Raw genomic sequence first — 18,368 nt, 5'->3', positions numbered from 1 at the left:
GCCCCGCCTGCGGGTCCATGAAGGAGGCCAGGCTTTGACCGTCACCGACAACCGCCTCGACCGGAACGCCGACGAGCTCGGCCGGGATCTCGCGCGGGACCTGGAGCGCGCCCTTGACGGCGAGGTCGGCTTCGATGCGTACACCCGGCACCTGTACTCCCGCGACGCCAGCATGTACGCGATCACGCCGCTCGGCGTGGTGTTCCCCCGGCACGCGGACGACGTCGCGGCCGCCGTCTCCCTGGCCGGCAGGTACGGCGTACCGGTGGTGCCGCGCGGCGGGGGCACGAGCCTCGCCGGGCAGACCATCGGACCCGGCCTGGTGCTCGACCTGTCCCGGCACATGCACCAGATCCTGGACATCGACGTGGACGCCCGGGTGGCGCGGGTGCAACCGGGGGTCGTCCAGGACCAGCTCAACCGGGCGGCCGCCCCGCACGGGCTGATGTTCGGGCCGGACACGTCCACCAGCAACCGCGCCACCATCGGCGGGATGCTCGGCAACAACTCCGCCGGCAGCGGCTCGGTCCGCTACGGCATGACCATCGACCACGTCCGGGAGCTCGACGTCGTGCTCTCCGACGCGTCCCGGGCCCACTTCGCGCCGCTCGACGCCGCGGAACGGATCCGCCGAGCGCAGCTGCCGACGCTCGAGGGCGGCATCTATCGGCAGCTGCCGCACCTGCTGGAGCAGTACGCGACGACCATCGCGGACGACTTCCCGGCGTACTGGCGGCGGGCCTGCGGCTACCGGCTGGACCGGCTCGCCGACGATCCGGGCTTCAACCTGGCCCCGTTCGTGGTCGGGTCGGAGGGGACCCTCGTGATCGCGACTGAGGCCCTCGTGGACCTCGTGCCCAAGCCGCGCCGGACGGTCATCGCGGTCGGGCACTTCACCTCGGTCCTCGGCGCCATCGAGGCGACCGAGGACGCCCTGGCCTGCGACCCGGCGGCCGTCGAGATGATGGACCGCACCATCCTGGACCTGTCCCGCCAGAAGATCGAGTACGCCGACCTCGGGCGGACCCTCGAAGGCGACCCGGAGGCCCTGCTCTTCGTCTCGTTCAGCGGGGACGACGAGCGCGAACTCGCCGGCCAGCTAGACCGGCTGGCCGCGCTCTGGAAGCGGCACGGGCACGGCTACCACACCATCCTCGCTGAGACGCCGCAGCAGCAGGCCCCGCTGCTCAAGGTGCGCAAGTCCAGCCTCGGGCTGCTGATGGCCGCCGGCAGCGGGACCCGGCGCCCGCTGGCGTTCGTCGAGGACACCGCGGTCGACCCGAAGCACCTCGCCGACTACACCAGACGCTTCCGGCAGGTGCTCGACCGGCACGGCCTGGAGGCCGGCTTCTACGGGCACTGCTCGGTCGGCTGCCTGCACATCCGCCCCTTCGTGGACGTCAGCGAGCCCGAGCAGGTACGCGCGATGCGCGCCGTCGCGGAGGAGATCAAGGACCTCGTCCGGGAGTACGGCGGGGTCAACTCCAGCGAGCACGGCGACGGTTTGGCCCGCAGCGAGTTCAACCGGGAGATCTTCGGCGACGAGCTGTACGAGGCGATGCGCGGCGTCAAGCGCATCTTCGACCCGGAGAACCGGATGAACCCGGGCAAGATCGTCGACGCGCCATCGATGACGGAGAACCTGCGCGACGCCGCGCTCCCCCCGGCTCCGCCGATCCGGACCCGGTTGACCTTCGACGTGGTCGGAGGGATGCGCGGGGCGGCGGACCGGTGCATGAACATCGGACTCTGCCGCAAGAGCGAGACCGGGGCGATGTGTCCGTCGTACATGGCCACCCGGCAGGAGGAGCACGCCACCCGAGGGCGGGCCAACGCGCTGGTCAAGGCGCTCTCCGAGCCGGACCCCGCAGCGGCGCTGGGTGACGAGCGGGTGCACGAGATCCTCGACCTGTGCCTGATGTGCAAGGCGTGCAAGAGCGAGTGCCCGCTCGGGGTGGACATGGCCTCGCTCAAGGCCGAGGCGCTCGCTCATCACCACGACCACCACGGCGTACCGCTGCGCTCGCGGCTCTTCGGCGCCATCCGGATGCTCAACCGCCTCGGTGCGGCCGCCGCTCCACTGTCCAACCTGCCCGGCCGCGTCCGGCCGCTGCGCCGGCTCCTGGACCGCGCGGTCGGGATCACCGCGAACCGCCCGCTGCCCACCTTCCAGCGGCGCACCCTCGTCCACTGGTTCCGCGGCCACCGCCAGCTCGACGCGGCGGCACCGCAGGGCGAGGTGACGCTGCTCGCCGACTCCTTCACCACCTTCACCGAGCCGGGGATCGGCCGGGCGGCGGTGGAACTGCTGGAGGCCGCCGGTTGGGCGGTCCGGTTGGAAAGCGGCGGCTGCTGCGGGCGGGCCAGCTTCTCCAAGGGCCTGCTCGACGACGCGCGCCGGAAGGCAGGCTCGCTCGCCACCCGGCTCGTGCGCTCGTCCGCACCCGGATCTCCGATCGTCGGGTGCGAGCCGTCGTGCATCCTGACCCTGCGCGACGAACACCGGCAGCTGCTTCCCGACCACCCCGACGTCCGGGACGTCTCCGGCCGGGTGCGCCAGATCGAGGAGCTGCTGGTCGAGGCGATCGACGCCGGCCGGCTGCGGCTCGGCCAGTCGGCGCTGTCCGGGCGGCGGATCCTCTACCACGGGCACTGCCACCAGAAGGCCGAGGTCGGTACGGCGGCCACGGTGGCGTTGCTGCGCCGCATCCCCGGCGTCGAGGTGGTCGAGCTGGACGCCGGGTGCTGCGGCATGGCGGGTTCGTTCGGGTTCGAGTCCGAGCACTACGACCTGTCGATGGCGGTGGGCAGCGACCGGCTCTTCCCGGCCATCGACGCCGAGTCACCCGACACGGTGGTGGCCGCGACGGGCGTGTCGTGCCGTCAGCAGATCCGGCACGGCACCCAGCGGGTCGCCTGGCACCCGCTCGAGCTGGTCCGCCAGTCGTTGCCGGCGACGTGACCACCGGCGGCCGCCGCACCGGCCGGGTTGCCACCGGTGCTCGCGCTCACCTTTGGGCGGAGACCTGGTACGCGGGAAGGGTCAGGAAGTCGGCGTAGTCGTCGGCGAGGGCGACCTCGAGGACCAGCCGACGGGCCTGGGCGAACCGCTCCTCGTCGAACTGCTCCTTCCCCACGGCGTCGCGGACCTTGGTCAGCTCCTCGTCGAGGATGCGCTCGACCAGCTCCCCGGTCACCGTCGTACCGGTGTCGAGCGTGACGCCGTTGTGCACCCACTGCCAGACCTGCGACCGGGCGATCTCGGCCGTGGCCGCGTCCTCCATCAGGTTGTTGATGGCCACCGCGCCGTTGCCGGCCAGCCACGAGGCCAGGTACTGCACCGCGACGCTGACGTTGTTGCGCAGCCCGGCCTCGGTGACGGCACCGGGGGTGCTGCGCACGTCGAGCAGCTGGTCCGCGGTGACCCAGACCTCCTCGCGCAGCCGGTCGAGCTGGTTCGGCCGGTCCCCCAGCACCCGGTCGAAGACCTCCTGGCAGACCGGTACCAGGTCGGGGTGCGCCACCCACGAGCCGTCGAAGCCGTCCCCGGCCTCGCGCTCCTTGTCCTCCCGGACCTTCGCCAGCGCCACCTGGTTGACCTGCGGGTCGCGCCGACTGGGGATGAACGCGGCCATGCCGCCGATGGCGAACGCCCCGCGCTTGTGGCAGGTGCGCACCAGCAGCTCGGTGTAGGCGCGCATGAAGGGGGCGGTCATGGTCACCGAGTTCCGGTCCGGCAGCACGAAGTCGGAGCCGGAGTCGCGGAAGTACTTGATCATGCTGAACAGGTAGTCCCACCGGCCGGCGTTGAGACCCGAGGCGTGGTCGCGCAGCTCGTAGAGGATCTCCTCCATCTCGAACGCGGCCGGCATGGTCTCGATCAGCACGGTTGCGCGGATCGTGCCGTGGGCGATGCCGAGGCGCTGCTGGGCGAAGGTGAACACGTCGTTCCACAGCCGCGCCTCGAGGTGGCTCTCCATCTTCGGCAGGTAGAAGTACGGCCCGCTGCCCCGGCTCAGGAGTTCCTCGGCGTTGTGGAAGAAGTAGAGGCCGAAGTCCACCAGTGCGCCGACCACCGGTCGGCCGTCCACGAGCAGATGCGTCTCGTCGAAGTGCCAGCCGCGGGGCCGAACCACGATCGTCGCGAGGCGCAGATCGTCGCGCAGGGCGTACTCCCGACCGTCAGGCGAGGCGAAGGAGATGGTCCGGCGCACCGCGTCGTAGAGGTTGGCCTGGCCGCTGACCACGTTGCCCCAGTGCGGCGTGTTCGCGTCCTCCAGGTCGGCGAGCCAGACCCGGGCGCCGGAGTTGAGCGCGTTGATGGTCATCTTGCGCTCGGTCGGTCCGGTGATCTCCACCCGGCGGTCCCGCAGGTCCTCGGGGGCCGGAGCCACGGTCCAGGCGCCCTCCCGAACCTCGCGCGTCTGGGGCAGGAAGTCGAAGCGGTGGCTGCGGGCGACCGCCGCCCGGCGCCGGCGGCGCAGGTCGAGCAGCTCGTCCCGGCGCGCGCCGAACCGCTCCTGCAGTTCGGCGACGAAGGCCAGGGCCTCGGGGGTGAGGATCTCGTTGCCGCGCGGCACCGGGCCGCCGGTCATCTCGATCTCGGGCATCCGGATCACCTTCTCCTGTCTCCCCCGGCCGGTGCGGCCGGCATCGTCGACCGGGCAGGAGCCGACGCGTGGACGCCGGCGCGTGGCCCGGTGACATTCCGAGGGACGCCGACCTCCGCCGGGCATCCTTTCATCATGGTGGATAATAGTTTCCGCTTTGCGGAAGTCAAGCGCGGGGACCGCGAACGTGACCGTGCGGCGGAGGCTAAACTTCTGCGATGCGGAAAAGCGCGGCGTGACCGCGCCCCTCCCCGCGCATCCGGGGCAGAAGGAGGAGCTGAGTGACCGAGTCGAGCCCGGACCTGGCCGTCGATACGGCCCAGCCGAAAGGCCGTGTACCCGGCGGCGTCCAGTCGCTGGAACGCGCCTTCGAGCTGCTCGAGATCATGGCGGACGCCGGCGGCGTGATCGGGCTGTCCCGCCTCGCCCAGGAGTCCGGGCTCGCGCTGCCCACCATCCACCGGCTGATCCGGACCCTGGTCGACCTCGGATACGTCCGGCAGGAGCCGTCGCGGCAGTACTCCCTCGGCCCCCGGCTGATCCGCCTCGGGGACAGCGCGAGCCACCTGCTCGGCACCTGGTCCCGGCCCTACCTCTCCCGGCTCGTCGACGCCCTCGGGGAGAGCGCGAACCTCGCGCTGCTCGACGGTGATCGGGTGGTGTACGTGGCGCAGGTCCAGTCCCGGCAGTCGATGCGGATGTTCACCGAGGTCGGACGGCGCGCGTACGCCCACTGCACGGCGGTCGGGAAGGCCCTGCTCGCCCACCTGCCCCCGGCGGACGTGCACACGCTCCTGCAACGCACCGGCATGCCCGCCCAGACCGAGCACACCATCACCGACCCGCGGCGGTTCGCCGAGGAGATCGAACGGGTGCAGGCCCAGGGCTACGCCATGGACGACGGCGAGCAGGAGATCGGGGTCCGCTGTGTCGCCGTACCGGTGCTCGGCACCGCCAACCGGCTCGCCGTCTCGGTCTCCGGGCCGGCACCGCGGATGACCCCGGACGTGGTGGAGCAGGCGGTGCCGCTGCTCCGGCAGGCCGCCGCGGACCTGGCCGACGAGCTCAGCATCCCCCGTTCCACGGGTCCGGATCGTATCGCCGGCTGACCGTCCGGCCCGGTCGTCAGCGCAGGGCGGTCGCCGCGGCGTGCGCGCGGGCCCGCTCGGCGTACCCCGCGGCGTTGCGCACGAGGCCCGCGCGTTCCTCCTGGGTCAGGTCCCGCCGCACCCGGGCGGGCAGGCCGGCGACGAGCGAGCCGCGCGGGACCACCGTCCCCTCCGGCACCACCGCACCGGCGGCCACCAGCGACCCGGAACCGATCCGTGCGCCGTTGAGGATCACGGCTCCCATGCCGATCAGGACGTCGTCCTCGATCGTGCACCCGTGCAGCACGGCACGGTGCCCGACGGAGACCCCGGTACCCACGACAGCCGGGAAGCCCGGATCGGCGTGCACGACGCAACCGTCCTGGATGTTGCTGCCGGCGCCGATGCTGATGTCCGCGGTGTCGGCGCGCAGCACGCAGCCGTACCAGACGCTGGCACCGGGCGCGAGCCGCACCGAGCCGACGATCGTGGCCCCAGGGGCCGTCCATGCCTCCGGGTGGATCTCCGGCCTGCGGTCGCCGAAGTCGATGACGAGCGCTTGGGTGCTCACGCGCGCAGTCCTTTCGTGCGGTCGGTGCGGGCCCCGCCGAGCCGTTTCAACCAGGCCTCCGCCTCGGCGGAGCGGCCGCCGAGCGAGTCGCCGAGTTCGAGGACGAAGGTGTGCTGCCCGTGGTCGGCGAGCAGGTCGAGGGCCTCCTGCGGGTCCCCGCGCTCCAGGGTCTCCAGGATCGCGCGGTGCCGTTCGACGTTTCCCCACAGCCCCTCGCCGGCCACCCTGGCCCGCTGGTTCATGCCCATGCAGAGCCGCATCTGGAGGGACAGCGAGCGGTAGGACTCCTCCAGCCTGCGGTGCCCCGCCAGCCCCACCACCGCGAGGTGGAAGTCGAAGGCACGGTCGGTGACGGTCGCGGCGTCGCCGGCGCGGGCGGCGTCCTCCAGGGCGCGTAGCGCCGCCCGGCAGCGGTCGAGGCGGTCCGGCGATCGCACGGGCACCCCGAGCCCGACCGCCATCCGCTCGAGCTGGTCGCGCAGGGTGAAGATCTCGTACACGTCGTGCAGGGTGATCGGCACGACGATCACCCCGCGCCGGGGCTGCTGCACGAGCAGGCCCTCCTGCTCCAGCACGCGCAACGCTTCACGCAATGGCGGGCGGGAGATGCCGAGTTGATGCGTCAGCTGGTTCTCCACCACGCGGTCGCCGGGCCGCAACCGGCCCGCGAGGATCATCTTGCGCACGGCATCCGCGGCGAGCAGCGACAGGCTCGGCGGAGGCGTGATCCGGCCCACCGTCCCGTCCGGCCTCGCCGCGGTCGTCCTGTCCGGCATCGGAACTCCTCGTCGCGAATCCTTGTCTTCTGTAGACAACGTGCGACTCTACCGGTAGCTTTCGCATCCGAACACCCGCTGCTCCCCCGCGAGCAGGCACCGGCGCCGACCAGTCCGGAGGTGATCGATGACCACCCAACGCACGCCGCCCCTCACCGGAGTGACCGTGCTGGAACTCGGCTCGTTCATGGCGGCGCCGTTCGCCGCCATGCAACTCGCCGACCTCGGTGCGGAGGTCATCAAGGTCGAGCACCCGGCCGGCGGAGATCCCGTACGCCAGACCGGGCCGTTCCTGGGGACCGAGAGCTCGCCCTTCGTCCGCATCAACCGCCACAAGCGCTCGGTCGCCCTCGACCTCAAGTCGCCGGACGCGCGCCCGGCGTTCCTCCGGCTGGTCGAGCGGGCCGACGTCCTGATCGAGAACCTGCGTCCCGGTGCCATGCGCCGGCTGGGCCTCGGCTACGAGGACCTGCGGGAGATCAACCCTCGCCTGGTGTACGCCTCCGCTTCCGGATGGGGCCAGGACGGACCGTTGGCGAACCTGCCGGGGCTGGACATCATGGCGCAGGCGCGCAGCGGCCTGATGAGCATCACCGGGCACCCCGGCGGTCCACCGGCGAAGGTGGGCGTGCCGATCTGCGACCTGGTCTGCGGCCTCTATCTGGCGCTCGCGGTCACCGCCGCGCTGCGGGAACGGGACCGCTCCGGGGCGGGGCAGTACATCGACGTCTCCTTGTTCGAGGCCGGCGCCTCCTTCGCCGTCTGGGAGGCGGGGAAGTACTTCGCCACCGGCGAGGTGGGCGGCCCACTGGGCTCCGCGCACCAGAGCAACGCCCCGTACCAGGCGGTGCACAGCAGCGACGGCTACGTGACGATCGGGGCCACCACGCCGCGCAACTGGCAGGCGTTCTGCGAAGTCCTCGGGCTGACCCGGCTGCTCGACGACCCGCACTGCGCGGACGCGTTCTCCCGCCTGCAGAACCGCGCCGAGCTGATCGAGACCATCGAGACCGTGACGAGCACGCTGAGCACCGCGGAGATCGTCGACCGGCTCAACAAGGCCGGGGTGCCGTGCGCGCCGATCGCCGACTACGGCGAGGTCTTCACCGACGAGCACCTCACCGCCCGCGACTTCTTCTGGGACGCTCAGCACCCGACCCTGGGCCCGGTACGCCAACTCGGCTCACCGATGCGTCTGTCCGAGACCCCGGTTCAGCGCGCAGCGGCCGGACCCGTCCTCGGCGCCGACACCCGGGAGGTGCTGCTCGCCGCCGGGTGCACCGCCGCGGAGATCGACCACCTCGCCGCCTCCGGCGCCGCGTTGACCATGAACGCCGACGGCGCCGCGACCACCAGCCCCGCCGCGGCCATCACGCCCAGGAGGTAGGCCATGTCCTCGTCGTCCGGAGCCCACTCCGAGATCCTCATGGAGCGGCAGGGCCGCGCCCTCACCGTCACCTTCAACCGGCCGAAGCAGCGCAATGCGATGACGTGGGCGATGTACGACGGCCTCTACCAGGCGTGTGAACGCGCCGACGCGGACGAGGACGTGCGGGTGCTCGTCCTGCGCGGGGCGGGCGAGGACGCCTTCGTCGCCGGCACCGACATCGGACAGTTCGCCGACTTCACCGGCGGCGACGACGGGGTCGAGTACGAGAAGAGGATCACCCGGGTGCTCGACCGCCTCGAGGACGTCAACGTGCCGACGGTCGCCGCCATCCGCGGCTACTGCGTCGGTGCGGGCCTGGCGATCGCCGCGGTCTGCGACCTGCGACTGGCGACGCCCGACGCACGATTCGGCATTCCCATCGCCAGAACCCTGGGCAACTGCCTGTCGATGCCCACCTATGCGCTGCTGCTGCACCACCTCGGGCCGGCCCGTACCCTGGATCTGCTGCTCAACGCGAAGTTCTACTCCGGCCGGGAGGCGCACGGGGCGGGCTTCGTGGCCGAGTCCACCGACGATCTCGACGAAGCCGTCGAGCAGACGGTGAACCGCCTCGCCGGACACGCGCCGCTAACCATGTGGGCGACCAAGGAGGCGATCCGACGGCTCCGCCGGGGCATCGCGGACGGCGACGACATCGTCTCGCGGGTCTACGGCAGCGACGACTTCCGGGCCGGCGTCCGGGCCTTCGGCGCCAAGCAGACGACGACGTGGACCGGGCGGTGACCACCATGGGACGAGGGAGCGAGGAGATGCTGCTGCCGGCACTGTCCGGGGCGTTTGGCGATGCCGCGGACGCGGTCCGGGTCGGGGACCAGCGGGCGTCCCGCGAAGAGGTGCTGTCCGCCGCCACCGCGCTCACCGACCACATCGCCGGCAGCGACGCGGTGGCGGTCTGGGCGACAGCCAGCATGGAGACCGTGGTGGCCGTCGTGGCCGGCCTGCTCGCCGGGGTGCCGGTCGTACCGGTGCCGCCGGACTCCGGCCCGACCGAGCGGGACTACCTGCTGCGCGACTCCGCCGCCTCGCTGCTGCTGGTCCCCCCGACCAGTACGGGCACCGCGCCCCTGGCCGACGTGCCGGTCCCTGTCGCCGCCGTCGACCTGGATGCACGCTCCTCCGCCAGTCATCCCGAACCCGATGGGGACAGCACCGCGCTGATCCTCTACACCTCCGGCACGACGGGAGCACCGAAGGGAGCGCTGATCCCGCGGCAGGCCGTCGCCGCCGACCTGGACGCGCTCGCCGACGCCTGGTCGTGGACACCCGACGATCTGCTGGTGCACGGCCTGCCCCTGTTCCACGTACACGGCCTCGTGCTGGGCGTGCTGGGTGCGCTGCGGATCGGGTCCCGGCTGGCCCACACCGGCCGACCCAGGCCGGACGCCTACGCCGCCGCCGGCGGCAGCCTCTACTTCGGCGTGCCGACCGTGTGGTCGAGGGTTTGCGCCGATCCGTCCGCCGCCCGCGCCCTGTCCTCGGCCCGGCTGCTGGTCTCCGGCAGCGCACCGCTGCCCCTGCCCGTCTTCGAGCGGCTCGCCGAGCTCACCGGGCAACCCCCCGTCGAGCGGTACGGGATGACCGAGACGCTGATCACCGTCAGCAGTCGCGCGGACGGCGAGCGCCGGCCCGGCTTCGTCGGCACGCGACTCGGCGGGGTGGAGAGCAGGCTGGTCGGCGAGGACGGCAGCGCGGTCGCGCCCGACGGGGAGTCCCCGGGCGGGCTGCAGATCCGCGGGCCGATGATGTTCAGCGGCTATCTCAACCGACCGGAGTCCAATCGGGAGTCGTTCACCTCGGACGGCTGGTTCCGCACCGGGGACATCGCCACCATCGACGCCGACGGTTGGCACCGGATCATCGGCCGCGCCTCCATCGACATGATCAAGAGCGGCGGGTACCGGATCGGCGCGGGCGAGGTGGAGAACGCGCTGCTCGCCCACCCCGCGGTCCGGGAGGCGGCGGTGATCGGCGCGCCCCACCCCGACCTGGGGCAACAGGTGGTCGCGTACGTGGTCGCGGACGCGACCGAGGCGCAGCTCATCGAGTTCGTGGCCGCGCGGATCTCCGCGCACAAGCGGCCCCGGCAGATCCACCTCGTCGAGCAGTTGCCCCGCAACGCGATGGGCAAGGTGCAGAAGAAGCTGCTCGCCGGCGGGTGAGTTACCGCGCGGTCGCGGACATGTGGGCCCAGGTCTGGGTGAACCAGAGCTGGTCGTCCACGGTCCGCGGGCGCATGCCGGTCGGGGCGGCGCCGTCGAGTTCGCGGAACAGCTCCTCCTCGATCTGACGAGCGGCGTCGCCGGGCGTACGGGCCTGGTCGAGCCACGGACGGAGCGGACGCTCGACGTCGAAGACGTCGGAGATCTCCACCGCGGTCCCGGCCGACGTGAGCAGTCCGACGATGGCCTCGACGGTGAGCATGGTGCCGTGGGAGGGGTCGCGGAGCCGCTCCACCCGGTCGGGATCGCCGGGCAGCTCCGGCCTGCTCACCATGTCGGCGACCACGACCCGCCCGCCGGCCCGGCACACCCGTACCATCTCGGCCGCAACCTGCTCCGGCTCGGCCACGTGGTGCAGCGAGAACCGGGAGATCACCAGCGAGAACGAGCCGTCGAGGAAGGGCAGTCGCGCCGCGTCGCCCCGCTGAAACACCACGTTGGACACGCCTTCGGCGTCGGCCGCGGCCTTGCCCGTCGCCAGCATCTCCGGCGTAGCGTCGAGCGCGGTCACGTGCCGGGTGCGTATCGCGAGCGCACGGGCGACCAGTCCGGTGCCGCAGGCGACGTCCAGGCAGACGTCCTCGGGGTCGGGCCGCGCGAAGTTGACCAGGCGCTGGAGGTGTCTGGTGAAGGCGTCGTTGAGACGCGGGTCCTCGAAGGTGCCGGCCTGCCGGGCGAACTCCCGCAGGATCAGGTCGTCGCGTACGACGTCGTTCTCTCGTGACCGCATCGCAGACGCTTCCTCATCAGCCGGACCGGAGACGTCAACGGTACCGACATGCAGCACGCGGCGCAGGTGTCTCGGGGCCGCCACCTGACATGGGACCATCGGATTAATCGGCGAGCGGCTGCGTGCCGTGCTGCACGTTCTGTACCTGCTTTTCAACGAGGGCTACACCGCCAGCACGGGCCCGGACCTCACCGCGCCTCAGCTGTCCGGCGAGGCGATCCGGCTCACCACCTGGCTGCGCCGGCTACTCCCCCAGGACGCTGAGGTGGCCGGACTGCTGGCCCTGATGCTGCTCACCGAGGCGCGCCGGCCCGCCCGCACGACATCGGACGGGGCACTGGTGCCGCTGGCCGAGCAGGACCACAGCACCTGGGACCGGACGCTCATCGGCAACGGGGTCGCACTCGTCAGCGAGGCGCTGGCCCGAGGCCCGGTCGGCCCGTACCAGGTGCAGGCGGCCATCGCCGCGGTCCACGACGAGGCCGAGCACATGGACGCGACCGACTGGCCGCAGATCCTCGCCCTGTACGAACTGCTGGAGCACCTCGCGCCGGGTCCGATGGTCACGCTCAACCGTGCCGTCGCCGTCGCCATGGTGCACGGCCCGTCGGCAGGGCTGGTTCTGCTGGCAGCACTGGAATCCGACAACCGGATGGTGCGCCACCACCGCCTCCTAGCGACCCGCGCCCACCTGCTCGAACTGGCAGGCGAGGACACCGCCGCCGCAGCCGACTACCGCGAGGCCGCCCGACGCGCCACCAGCCTCCCAGAACGGCGCCACCTCACCACCTGCGCCACCCGACTCGGATCATGACGTCCCAAACACAAGGTGATGAACGAAGACCGTCAGCCTTGGGTCGATAATCTGCCGTCAAACTACGGAACTCGATTCGTTCAAAAGCATCCGCTCATGCTGCCGAGCGGGCGTCAGGGTCCGCACCTGCGAGACCGACAAGTCAGCCGATCGCTCGTGCCGATGAGAGAGAGCGTCGTCCCGCCGTGTTAAGTAGAGTTGATATTGCGAGGTTGTTTGCGACCGACTCCGGAAGTCACCAGACGTGGGGAATTAGGCGAGCACGGCTTGCTGCAAAGTCTCGGTAGCGGTTGCCAAGCTCCGCAATCAGGGCACGCTCCTCGATCCGAAGTCGATAGATGAGGGCGATCGAGATTACGACCACCGCACCGGCAGTGCCGACCCAGTTCCCGAACATCAGGCCGCACCCGGCGACGGCGAGCAGCAGGCCCGTGTAACTCGGGTGCCGCAGCACCCGGTACGGACCGCTATCCACGACGGGCTGGTCTTCACTGGTCGTCACTACTACGGTGAAGTATTTCCCTAAGGTCACGAAGGCCCACCAACGCAGCAGCAGGCCGAGCCACCCGATCACCACCCCGAGCGCGAACAGCCACGGGCCGCCGATCGTGGCGCCGGGTGTGACCGCTCGTCCGGCAGGTAGCAGCAGGATTCCACCGAAGAACATCGCCCGGAACAGCATCTCCGCACGCAGATTGATACGGGCCGCGCCGTGCCGTACGCGGAGCGCCCGCGAAACCTCGCCCACCACGAAGGCGCCGACGCTCGCGGCTAGGACGATGCGAGCCCAGGCGGAGTGTTCTCCATACGGCGCGAGCACACGGGGATTATCGCCTGGTTCCCGAGGTGCGGCCATACACACCCCCGCGACAGCGGGCGTACGCGACCCGTTCGGCCGGTGCGGGAAGACCGCACTCTCATGCCGCGGACCGCGCTCCCGGCTACCCGGCGATAGCCGCTCACCTCCAATGTCGGGCGCGTCGCTTGTGTGCGGCTGACGCGGTGCCGATGCTCATGCTCATCGAGACCCGTCGGTCATATCGCGGAGGCGGCGCGAGGTGCAACGGCCGGAGTCCGAGCAGGATGAAGCCGGCCACGATTCGTGTTCGGCCAGACCGGTCAGGCAAAATCGGCCGCCGTCATGCCGGCCGGATGATCGGGTGGCCACTGCACGAGCTCGATCCTGACTGTGTGCAGGTGGCACGACCGAACAGGCATAAGGCGCCGTTCGAGCAGCTCTAATCACATGTTCAGATCTCGAAGTAGGGCTCGTGGTGGAGTGGTTTCCGTCGTTCGTGGCTCGTTGAGTGTGGTGATCACTCATACGAGAGGGAACATCGGTGACTTCCGCGAACGTTCACGCCCGGCCGGTGACGGATGGGTGAGCCGGGCGGCGAGCGGCTCGTGCGCGAAGAAGCGCGATGGCAGCGGGCAAGCTTTCTGGAGCTGTTCTTCGATCTCGTCTTCGTGTTCGCGCTCAATCAGGTGAGCTTGCGGCTGATCAAAGACTTCCGCAGCGGGAACCAGATGATGGTCAGCGAGGCTGCCACGACCCTCCTGATGTTCCTGGCGCTCTGGTTGCTGTGGGCCGCGGCGGCCGCCTTGACCAGCCGACTTCACCCGGAATCGCCGCCGGTCCAGATCATTGTGTACATCGAATCGGCCTGCGCCGTACTGATGGCCGTCGCAGCGTTGCAGGGGCCTGAGGGGCGGCTTTTTGTCTTTGTCGGCGCCTACGTGGCGGCCCGGGTAGCCCGCCCGCTGGTCCTGCTGGTCTTCCGTCTGTGGGTTAATGCGCCGGTGGTGCTCGCGATCGTCGTGGGCGCGGTGCTGTGGATCGCCGGCGCGGCCGTGGACGACGTGCCTGTGCGCGGCCTGCTCTGGACCGTCGCACTGGCCGTCGACTACGGAGGGTATGTGTTCGGCTTTCAAGGATGGGCCGGCGGGCGGATCGCGGGTGAACACCTGGCCGAGCGGTTGCAGCAGTTCTTCTTGATCACGTTGGGTGAGGCGATCTTCGTATCCGGCAGGGCCCTCAGCAACAGCAGCTTCGGCATCCCGCACGCGACCGCGTTCGGGCTAGCGTTCGTCAGCATCGTGCTGCTCTGGCGGGTCTATTTCTACCGGGCCGGATCGATCCTGCCCCTGGCCATCGCCCGCGCCCGGAACCCGGTCCGCGAGTCCCTGGCGGTCGCCGGGAGTCACCTGCTCATGATCACGGGTGTCTTCCTCGCTGGTGTCGGCTTCGAGCTGTTCATCGTCGAGCCACTCGCCCGGCCGGAACCGCAGTGGCTTGTCGTCATGCTCGGCGGGCCCGCGCTGTTCCTCCTGGGGCGGGCACCCTTCGAGCTCCAGGTCTTCGGTCGGATCTCCCGGTCGCGACTGGCCGGCCTGCTCGCCCTTGGCCTCCTGATCCCGGCCATCTGGCACCTGCCACCGCTGGTCGCGGGCGCCGCCGTCGCTGTCGTACTGGCCGGAATCGCCGTCTCCGACGCCTGGCGCGCCCGTGGCCGCGAACCCGAGCAACCCATGCCGCAGATCTGACACACGAGCAAATCGCCGCAAAGTACGAACTCGCCGCCCAGGAGATCGTCGACGTGGCCACCCTTCTCGGCCGCCCTCTCACGCAGATCCTGGCCGACTAGTGATCACAGGCCGCATACTCGTGATCAAAGAGGTTTCAGCTCGGCTCGAGGCTTGATTAAGCGCACTCTTATGAGCACCCGACCGGGTCTTGGCGGACAAGGCCTACAGCTACCGCGCCAACCGAGCCGAGCTACGCCGACGGGCATTGCGGCCACCATCCCCATCAAAATCGACCAGTCCGCTAGACCTTCGGCAAGCCAGGTCATCCCAGATGAGGGGTACGGGACCTGGTCACGCTGCTCGGCCGGCCGGCCAAGACCACCGAGGTGCGGGTAGTCGTCTTCGACAGCGCCGACCCGGACTTCTTCATCGCTCACGTCGATCTGACCAACGTCGCCGAGTACTCGGCAGAAGCGGCCAAGGAGGGCGGGGGTCCGCAGGACGCCTTTCTCAGCATGGTGCTACGCAAGCTGAGCGAGGTGCCGGTCGTCACGATCGCGAAGCTGCGAGGACGGGCGCGGGGAGCGGGCAGCGAGTTCGTGCTCGCGTGCGACATGTGCTTCGCGGCGCGGGAACGCGCTGCTCGGCCAGCCCGAGTGCGGGTTTGGCGTGGCACCCGCGGGTGGGTGCGTGCAGCATCTGGCGCGCCTGCTCGGCCGGGGGCGGGCCATGGAGGTGATCCTCGGCGCGCAGGACGCGGACGCTGATCTCGCAGAGCGGTATGGGTGGATTAACCGGGCACTGCCTGACGCCGATCTCGATGAGTTCGTGGCCGGGCTGGCCCGAAGGATCGCGTCCTTTCCCACGGCGGCGATACAGGCCACGAAGCGGCCTGCGGCTGCTCACCTGCCACCTCAAGTGAAAGCTGCTGACCTATCCCGGGGACCGCTGCTACCCGAAGAACGAAGACGAGCGAGCCAGCGGCGCTGGTTACGCCCTGGTGCGGCGGGCCGCGGAAGCCGTCGCCGTCCGCGTCCAGCTCAACAAGGTCATGACCGCGTCCGCCACCGACGGCGAACCCGGCGTACCCACCATCCTCTGCGGGGACCTCAACGACGGACCCGACGCCGTCACCACCACCCTGCTCATCGGCCCCAGCGACGGAGATATCGACCGGCCCGACAAGGGAGATCCCGTCCGGCTGTACAACCTCGGCCCGCTCCTGCCGACGGGGCGGGCGTACTCACGGATCTATCAAGGACGAGGCGAGCTCATCGACCACATCCTCGTCTCCCGCGACCTGCGCCTACGAGTCGCCAGCGTCGACAACCTCGTCGACGACATCGGCTCGATCACCGAATGCACCGACACGCGACGTCCCGCCACGGTCCCTGACCACGCCCCCGTCATCGCTCGCTTCCACGCCTGAGCACCACCGACAACTCGCTAACAGCGGTTGGGCAAGGGCCGTGGGGTCCGCTGAGGTCGACCGGGTTCGGGGCGGAGCCGCGGCCCCCGCCGCGCTCAGTCAGGGGGCCCAGATGTCTTGTTGCCCGGCGGAGCGGGTGTTCCGTGGACAGCTGCGCACCATGAACTATTGCTCGCGCGGTGCGACATGATGATTTCATAAGGCAAGTCCGGCTATATGGGAATCCGTCGCTTCGCCCTCCAGCCGCAACAGATCCGCTAATCGGCATTGGTGCTCGAAAGTCACGTGACCGAGTTGCTGGAACAGCCGCTTTGGCAGCGGGAAGGCCGGCGGACCCGTTGCAGGGCAAGGGGTTTGCTGGCTCTCCCGCCGCGTGACCGAAAACGGCGTTGTGCCAGATGCTGACTCCGACTGTCGTTCCTCTTTTTTTGTGTCAGATGGGCCTTGACCCGCGCCGATAGCAGGACCACCCTGACCTGCGTCCGGGCACTAGGCCCGGAAAGAATAGCGATTGGACGGCAACCACGCCACCGACAATCGCTACTACGCGTGCGCCGAACACTCGACATCTGTGAACGCCAGGCCAAAATCCTGCACCAGATGTCGAAGCCGACGCTCAAGCACAAGACCACGGACAACCAGACCAACGGCAGCTTCGTGGTGGACGAAAGAGGGCGAGAGCATGCCCCTTGAACATCGGAATTTGTTCCTTGGAGCCGACATGAGGAATCTACGCATCGGGCTCACCATCCTGACGACCACCACTGTGACGTTCGTGGGAATCCACGCCGTCCCCGCGGCCGCCACCGCGCCCACCACCACCCGGGTCAGCGTCTCCAGCAGCGGGACGCAGGGCAACGGCCACAGCGGAGGCCGCGGGATCAGCCCCGACGGGCGCTGGGTGGCCTTCGCGTCGGAGGCCACCAACCTGGTCCCCGGCGACACCAACGGCCGCTCGGACATCTTCGTCCGTGACCGGGCCACCGGCACCACCGAACGGGTCAGCGTCGCGACCGGCGGCGCCCAGTCGACCGGCGCCCAATACACCGTCAACAGCACCGACCCGGTCATCAGCGCCGACGGCCGCTACGTCGCCTTCGTATCGGACGCCGACAACCTCGTGCCGGGCGACACCAACTTCTCCGACGACGTCTTCCTCCGCGACCGCGTCGCCGGAACCACCACCCGGATCAGCGTCTCCACCGCCGGCGCCGAGGGCGACTACCCCAGCTACGAGCCGACGATCAGCGGCGACGGACGCTACGTCGCGTACACCTCGTGGGCGACGAACCTGGTACCGGGCGACGAGAACTGGTCGCCGGACATCATGCTGTGGGACCGTGTCGCCGCGACCACGACCCGGATCAGCGTCTCCACCACGGGCGGCGACACCTATGGGGAGAGCCGCCAGCCGGCCATCACCCCCGATGGCCGCTACGTCGCGTTCACCTCGACGGCGTTCAACATGACGACGCCGTTCACCTACAACGGATCTGAGATCTTCGTCCGCGACCTCGCCACCGCCACCACCAGCGCGTTGAGCTACGCCACCAACGGCGCCGAAGCGAACAGCGACAGCTACCACCCCGCGATCAGCGCTAACGGCCGCTACGTCTCCTACTACTCGTACGCCACCAACCTGGTGGCCGGCGACACCAACGGCCGCTACGACATCTTCCTCCGAGACCGCGTCGCCGCCACCACGACGAGGATCAGTGTCGCGACCGGCGGCGCCCAAGCGAACATGGACAGCTATAACTCGGCGATCAGCGCGGACGGCCGCTACGTCGTCTTCGACTCGGGAGCAACAAACCTGGTAGCCGGCGACACCAACGGGTACCTGTGGGACGTCTACCTGCGGGATCGCGTAGCCGGCACCACCACCCGCGTCAGCGTCTCCACCGCCGGAACCCAGGGCAACAGCCAGACCGGCGGCCCGTCGATCAGCGCCAACGGCAGACTCATCTTCTTCAGCGGAGTGGCGACCAACCTGGTGCCCAACGACACCAATAGCGCGAACGACGTTTTCCTCCGGGACCTCGGTACCTGACGACACGACCACGGCACCGCCCTGCGGTACCAGCGAGGGTGCGCCGCCCAGGCGGCGGCGCACCCTACCGCCCGGAACGCCCCGGAGCTGTTCGGCGGCCCGCAC

General features: G+C 70.1%; 14 protein-coding genes and 2 pseudogenes. 11 read left to right on the top strand and 5 right to left on the bottom strand.

Annotation, left to right across the window (positions count from 1 at the left end; translation table 11 throughout):
* The first annotated feature begins 34 nt into the window (after positions 1 to 34).
* Positions 35 to 2,962, top strand: coding sequence for an FAD-linked oxidase C-terminal domain-containing protein (locus tag AB0F68_RS07565; protein ID WP_357333573.1), 2,928 nt, complete (start codon positions 35 to 37; stop codon positions 2,960 to 2,962).
* A gap of 46 nt (positions 2,963 to 3,008) precedes the next feature.
* Here the strand turns inward: AB0F68_RS07565 and aceB are convergent, their stop codons facing one another.
* A complete protein-coding gene (aceB, locus tag AB0F68_RS07560) occupies positions 3,009 to 4,610 on the bottom strand; it encodes a malate synthase A (protein ID WP_357333571.1) in 1,602 nt (533 codons plus the stop codon).
* A gap of 281 nt (positions 4,611 to 4,891) precedes the next feature.
* On the opposite strand from aceB, the gene AB0F68_RS07555 reads away from it, so the two are divergent.
* Entirely contained in the window at positions 4,892 to 5,719 is an 828-nt protein-coding gene (locus AB0F68_RS07555; RefSeq protein ID WP_357333569.1) for an IclR family transcriptional regulator, read from the top strand.
* Positions 5,720 to 5,735: 16 nt separating this feature from the next.
* On the opposite strand, the gene AB0F68_RS07550 is transcribed toward AB0F68_RS07555, so the two are convergent.
* Positions 5,736 to 6,269 carry a gamma carbonic anhydrase family protein gene (locus AB0F68_RS07550; RefSeq protein ID WP_357333567.1) on the bottom strand — a complete coding sequence of 178 codons (534 nt, stop codon included), beginning with the start codon at positions 6,267 to 6,269 and terminating at the stop codon, positions 5,736 to 5,738.
* On the bottom strand, positions 6,266 to 7,045 hold the full coding sequence (locus AB0F68_RS07545) for a GntR family transcriptional regulator (protein WP_357333565.1): 780 nt from the start codon (positions 7,043 to 7,045) through the stop codon (positions 6,266 to 6,268). The genes AB0F68_RS07550 and AB0F68_RS07545 overlap by 4 nt, the downstream gene beginning before the upstream one ends.
* Positions 7,046 to 7,172: 127 nt before the next feature.
* Here AB0F68_RS07545 and AB0F68_RS07540 point away from each other — a divergent pair, with 127 nt between their 5' ends.
* The 3 genes from AB0F68_RS07540 to AB0F68_RS07530 are packed head-to-tail and all read left to right on the top strand — an operon-like array spanning position 7,173 to position 10,654.
* The gene (locus AB0F68_RS07540; protein ID WP_357333563.1) at positions 7,173 to 8,432 is read left to right on the top strand and encodes a CoA transferase; all 1,260 of its coding nucleotides are present in this window, start codon (positions 7,173 to 7,175) and stop codon (positions 8,430 to 8,432) included.
* A 3-nt stretch (positions 8,433 to 8,435) separates the two neighbouring features.
* A complete protein-coding gene (locus AB0F68_RS07535) occupies positions 8,436 to 9,218 on the top strand; it encodes an enoyl-CoA hydratase/isomerase family protein (protein ID WP_357333561.1) in 783 nt (260 codons plus the stop codon).
* 26 nt (positions 9,219 to 9,244) lie between these two features.
* Positions 9,245 to 10,654 carry an acyl-CoA synthetase gene (locus AB0F68_RS07530; protein ID WP_357333854.1) on the top strand — a complete coding sequence of 470 codons (1,410 nt, stop codon included), beginning with the start codon at positions 9,245 to 9,247 and terminating at the stop codon, positions 10,652 to 10,654.
* A 1-nt stretch (position 10,655) separates the two neighbouring features.
* On the opposite strand, the gene AB0F68_RS07525 is transcribed toward AB0F68_RS07530, so the two are convergent.
* A complete protein-coding gene (locus tag AB0F68_RS07525) occupies positions 10,656 to 11,444 on the bottom strand; it encodes a methyltransferase domain-containing protein (protein ID WP_357333559.1) in 789 nt (262 codons plus the stop codon).
* 112 nt (positions 11,445 to 11,556) lie between these two features.
* Between AB0F68_RS07525 and AB0F68_RS07520 the strand changes: the two are divergent.
* A pseudogene (locus tag AB0F68_RS07520) lies at positions 11,557 to 12,258 on the top strand (DUF6596 domain-containing protein); the annotation flags it as partial.
* Between the two features lie 235 nt (positions 12,259 to 12,493).
* Here the strand turns inward: AB0F68_RS07520 and AB0F68_RS07515 are convergent.
* Positions 12,494 to 13,078, bottom strand: a complete 585-nt coding sequence (locus tag AB0F68_RS07515) for an isoprenylcysteine carboxylmethyltransferase family protein (protein WP_357333557.1) — start codon at positions 13,076 to 13,078, stop codon at positions 12,494 to 12,496.
* A 557-nt stretch (positions 13,079 to 13,635) separates the two neighbouring features.
* Here AB0F68_RS07515 and AB0F68_RS07510 point away from each other — a divergent pair.
* From AB0F68_RS07510 to AB0F68_RS07490, 5 genes and pseudogenes are all read left to right on the top strand, one after another.
* A complete protein-coding gene (locus AB0F68_RS07510) occupies positions 13,636 to 14,802 on the top strand; it encodes a low temperature requirement protein A (RefSeq protein ID WP_357333555.1) in 1,167 nt (388 codons plus the stop codon).
* Between the two features lie 329 nt (positions 14,803 to 15,131).
* Entirely contained in the window at positions 15,132 to 15,551 is a 420-nt protein-coding gene (locus AB0F68_RS07505; RefSeq protein WP_357333852.1) for an enoyl-CoA hydratase-related protein, read from the top strand.
* A pseudogene (locus tag AB0F68_RS07500) lies at positions 15,475 to 15,633 on the top strand (enoyl-CoA hydratase/isomerase family protein); the annotation flags it as partial. The gene AB0F68_RS07505 and the pseudogene AB0F68_RS07500, both read left to right, overlap by 77 nt.
* Positions 15,634 to 15,784: 151 nt before the next feature.
* The gene (locus AB0F68_RS07495; protein WP_357333553.1) at positions 15,785 to 16,213 is read left to right on the top strand and encodes an endonuclease/exonuclease/phosphatase family protein; all 429 of its coding nucleotides are present in this window, start codon (positions 15,785 to 15,787) and stop codon (positions 16,211 to 16,213) included.
* A gap of 721 nt (positions 16,214 to 16,934) precedes the next feature.
* The gene (locus AB0F68_RS07490) at positions 16,935 to 18,263 is read left to right on the top strand and encodes a hypothetical protein (protein ID WP_357333551.1); all 1,329 of its coding nucleotides are present in this window, start codon (positions 16,935 to 16,937) and stop codon (positions 18,261 to 18,263) included.
* The last annotated feature ends 105 nt before the right edge of the window (positions 18,264 to 18,368 follow it).

This window comes from Micromonospora sp. NPDC023966 (assembly GCF_040639095.1).
Lineage (GTDB): Bacteria > Actinomycetota > Actinomycetes > Mycobacteriales > Micromonosporaceae > Micromonospora.
Note: the sequence above shows the minus strand (reverse complement) of the source record. Positions and strands in the feature narration are given on the sequence as shown.

What these genes read in the sequence shown, in the direction of transcription:
- aceB (WP_357333571.1), bottom strand. Translation starts at nt 4,610, where the DNA reads ATGCCCGAGATCGAGATGACCGGCGGCCCGGTGCCGCGCGGCAACGAG.
- AB0F68_RS07545 (WP_357333565.1), bottom strand. Translation starts at nt 7,045, where the DNA reads ATGCCGGACAGGACGACCGCGGCGAGGCCGGACGGGACGGTGGGCCGG.
- AB0F68_RS07540 (WP_357333563.1), top strand. Translation starts at nt 7,173, where the DNA reads ATGACCACCCAACGCACGCCGCCCCTCACCGGAGTGACCGTGCTGGAA.
- AB0F68_RS07535 (WP_357333561.1), top strand. Translation starts at nt 8,436, where the DNA reads ATGTCCTCGTCGTCCGGAGCCCACTCCGAGATCCTCATGGAGCGGCAG.
- AB0F68_RS07530 (WP_357333854.1), top strand. Translation starts at nt 9,245, where the DNA reads ATGCTGCTGCCGGCACTGTCCGGGGCGTTTGGCGATGCCGCGGACGCG.
- AB0F68_RS07525 (WP_357333559.1), bottom strand. Translation starts at nt 11,444, where the DNA reads ATGCGGTCACGAGAGAACGACGTCGTACGCGACGACCTGATCCTGCGG.
- AB0F68_RS07510 (WP_357333555.1), top strand. Translation starts at nt 13,636, where the DNA reads ATGGGTGAGCCGGGCGGCGAGCGGCTCGTGCGCGAAGAAGCGCGATGG.
- AB0F68_RS07490 (WP_357333551.1), top strand. Translation starts at nt 16,935, where the DNA reads ATGAGGAATCTACGCATCGGGCTCACCATCCTGACGACCACCACTGTG.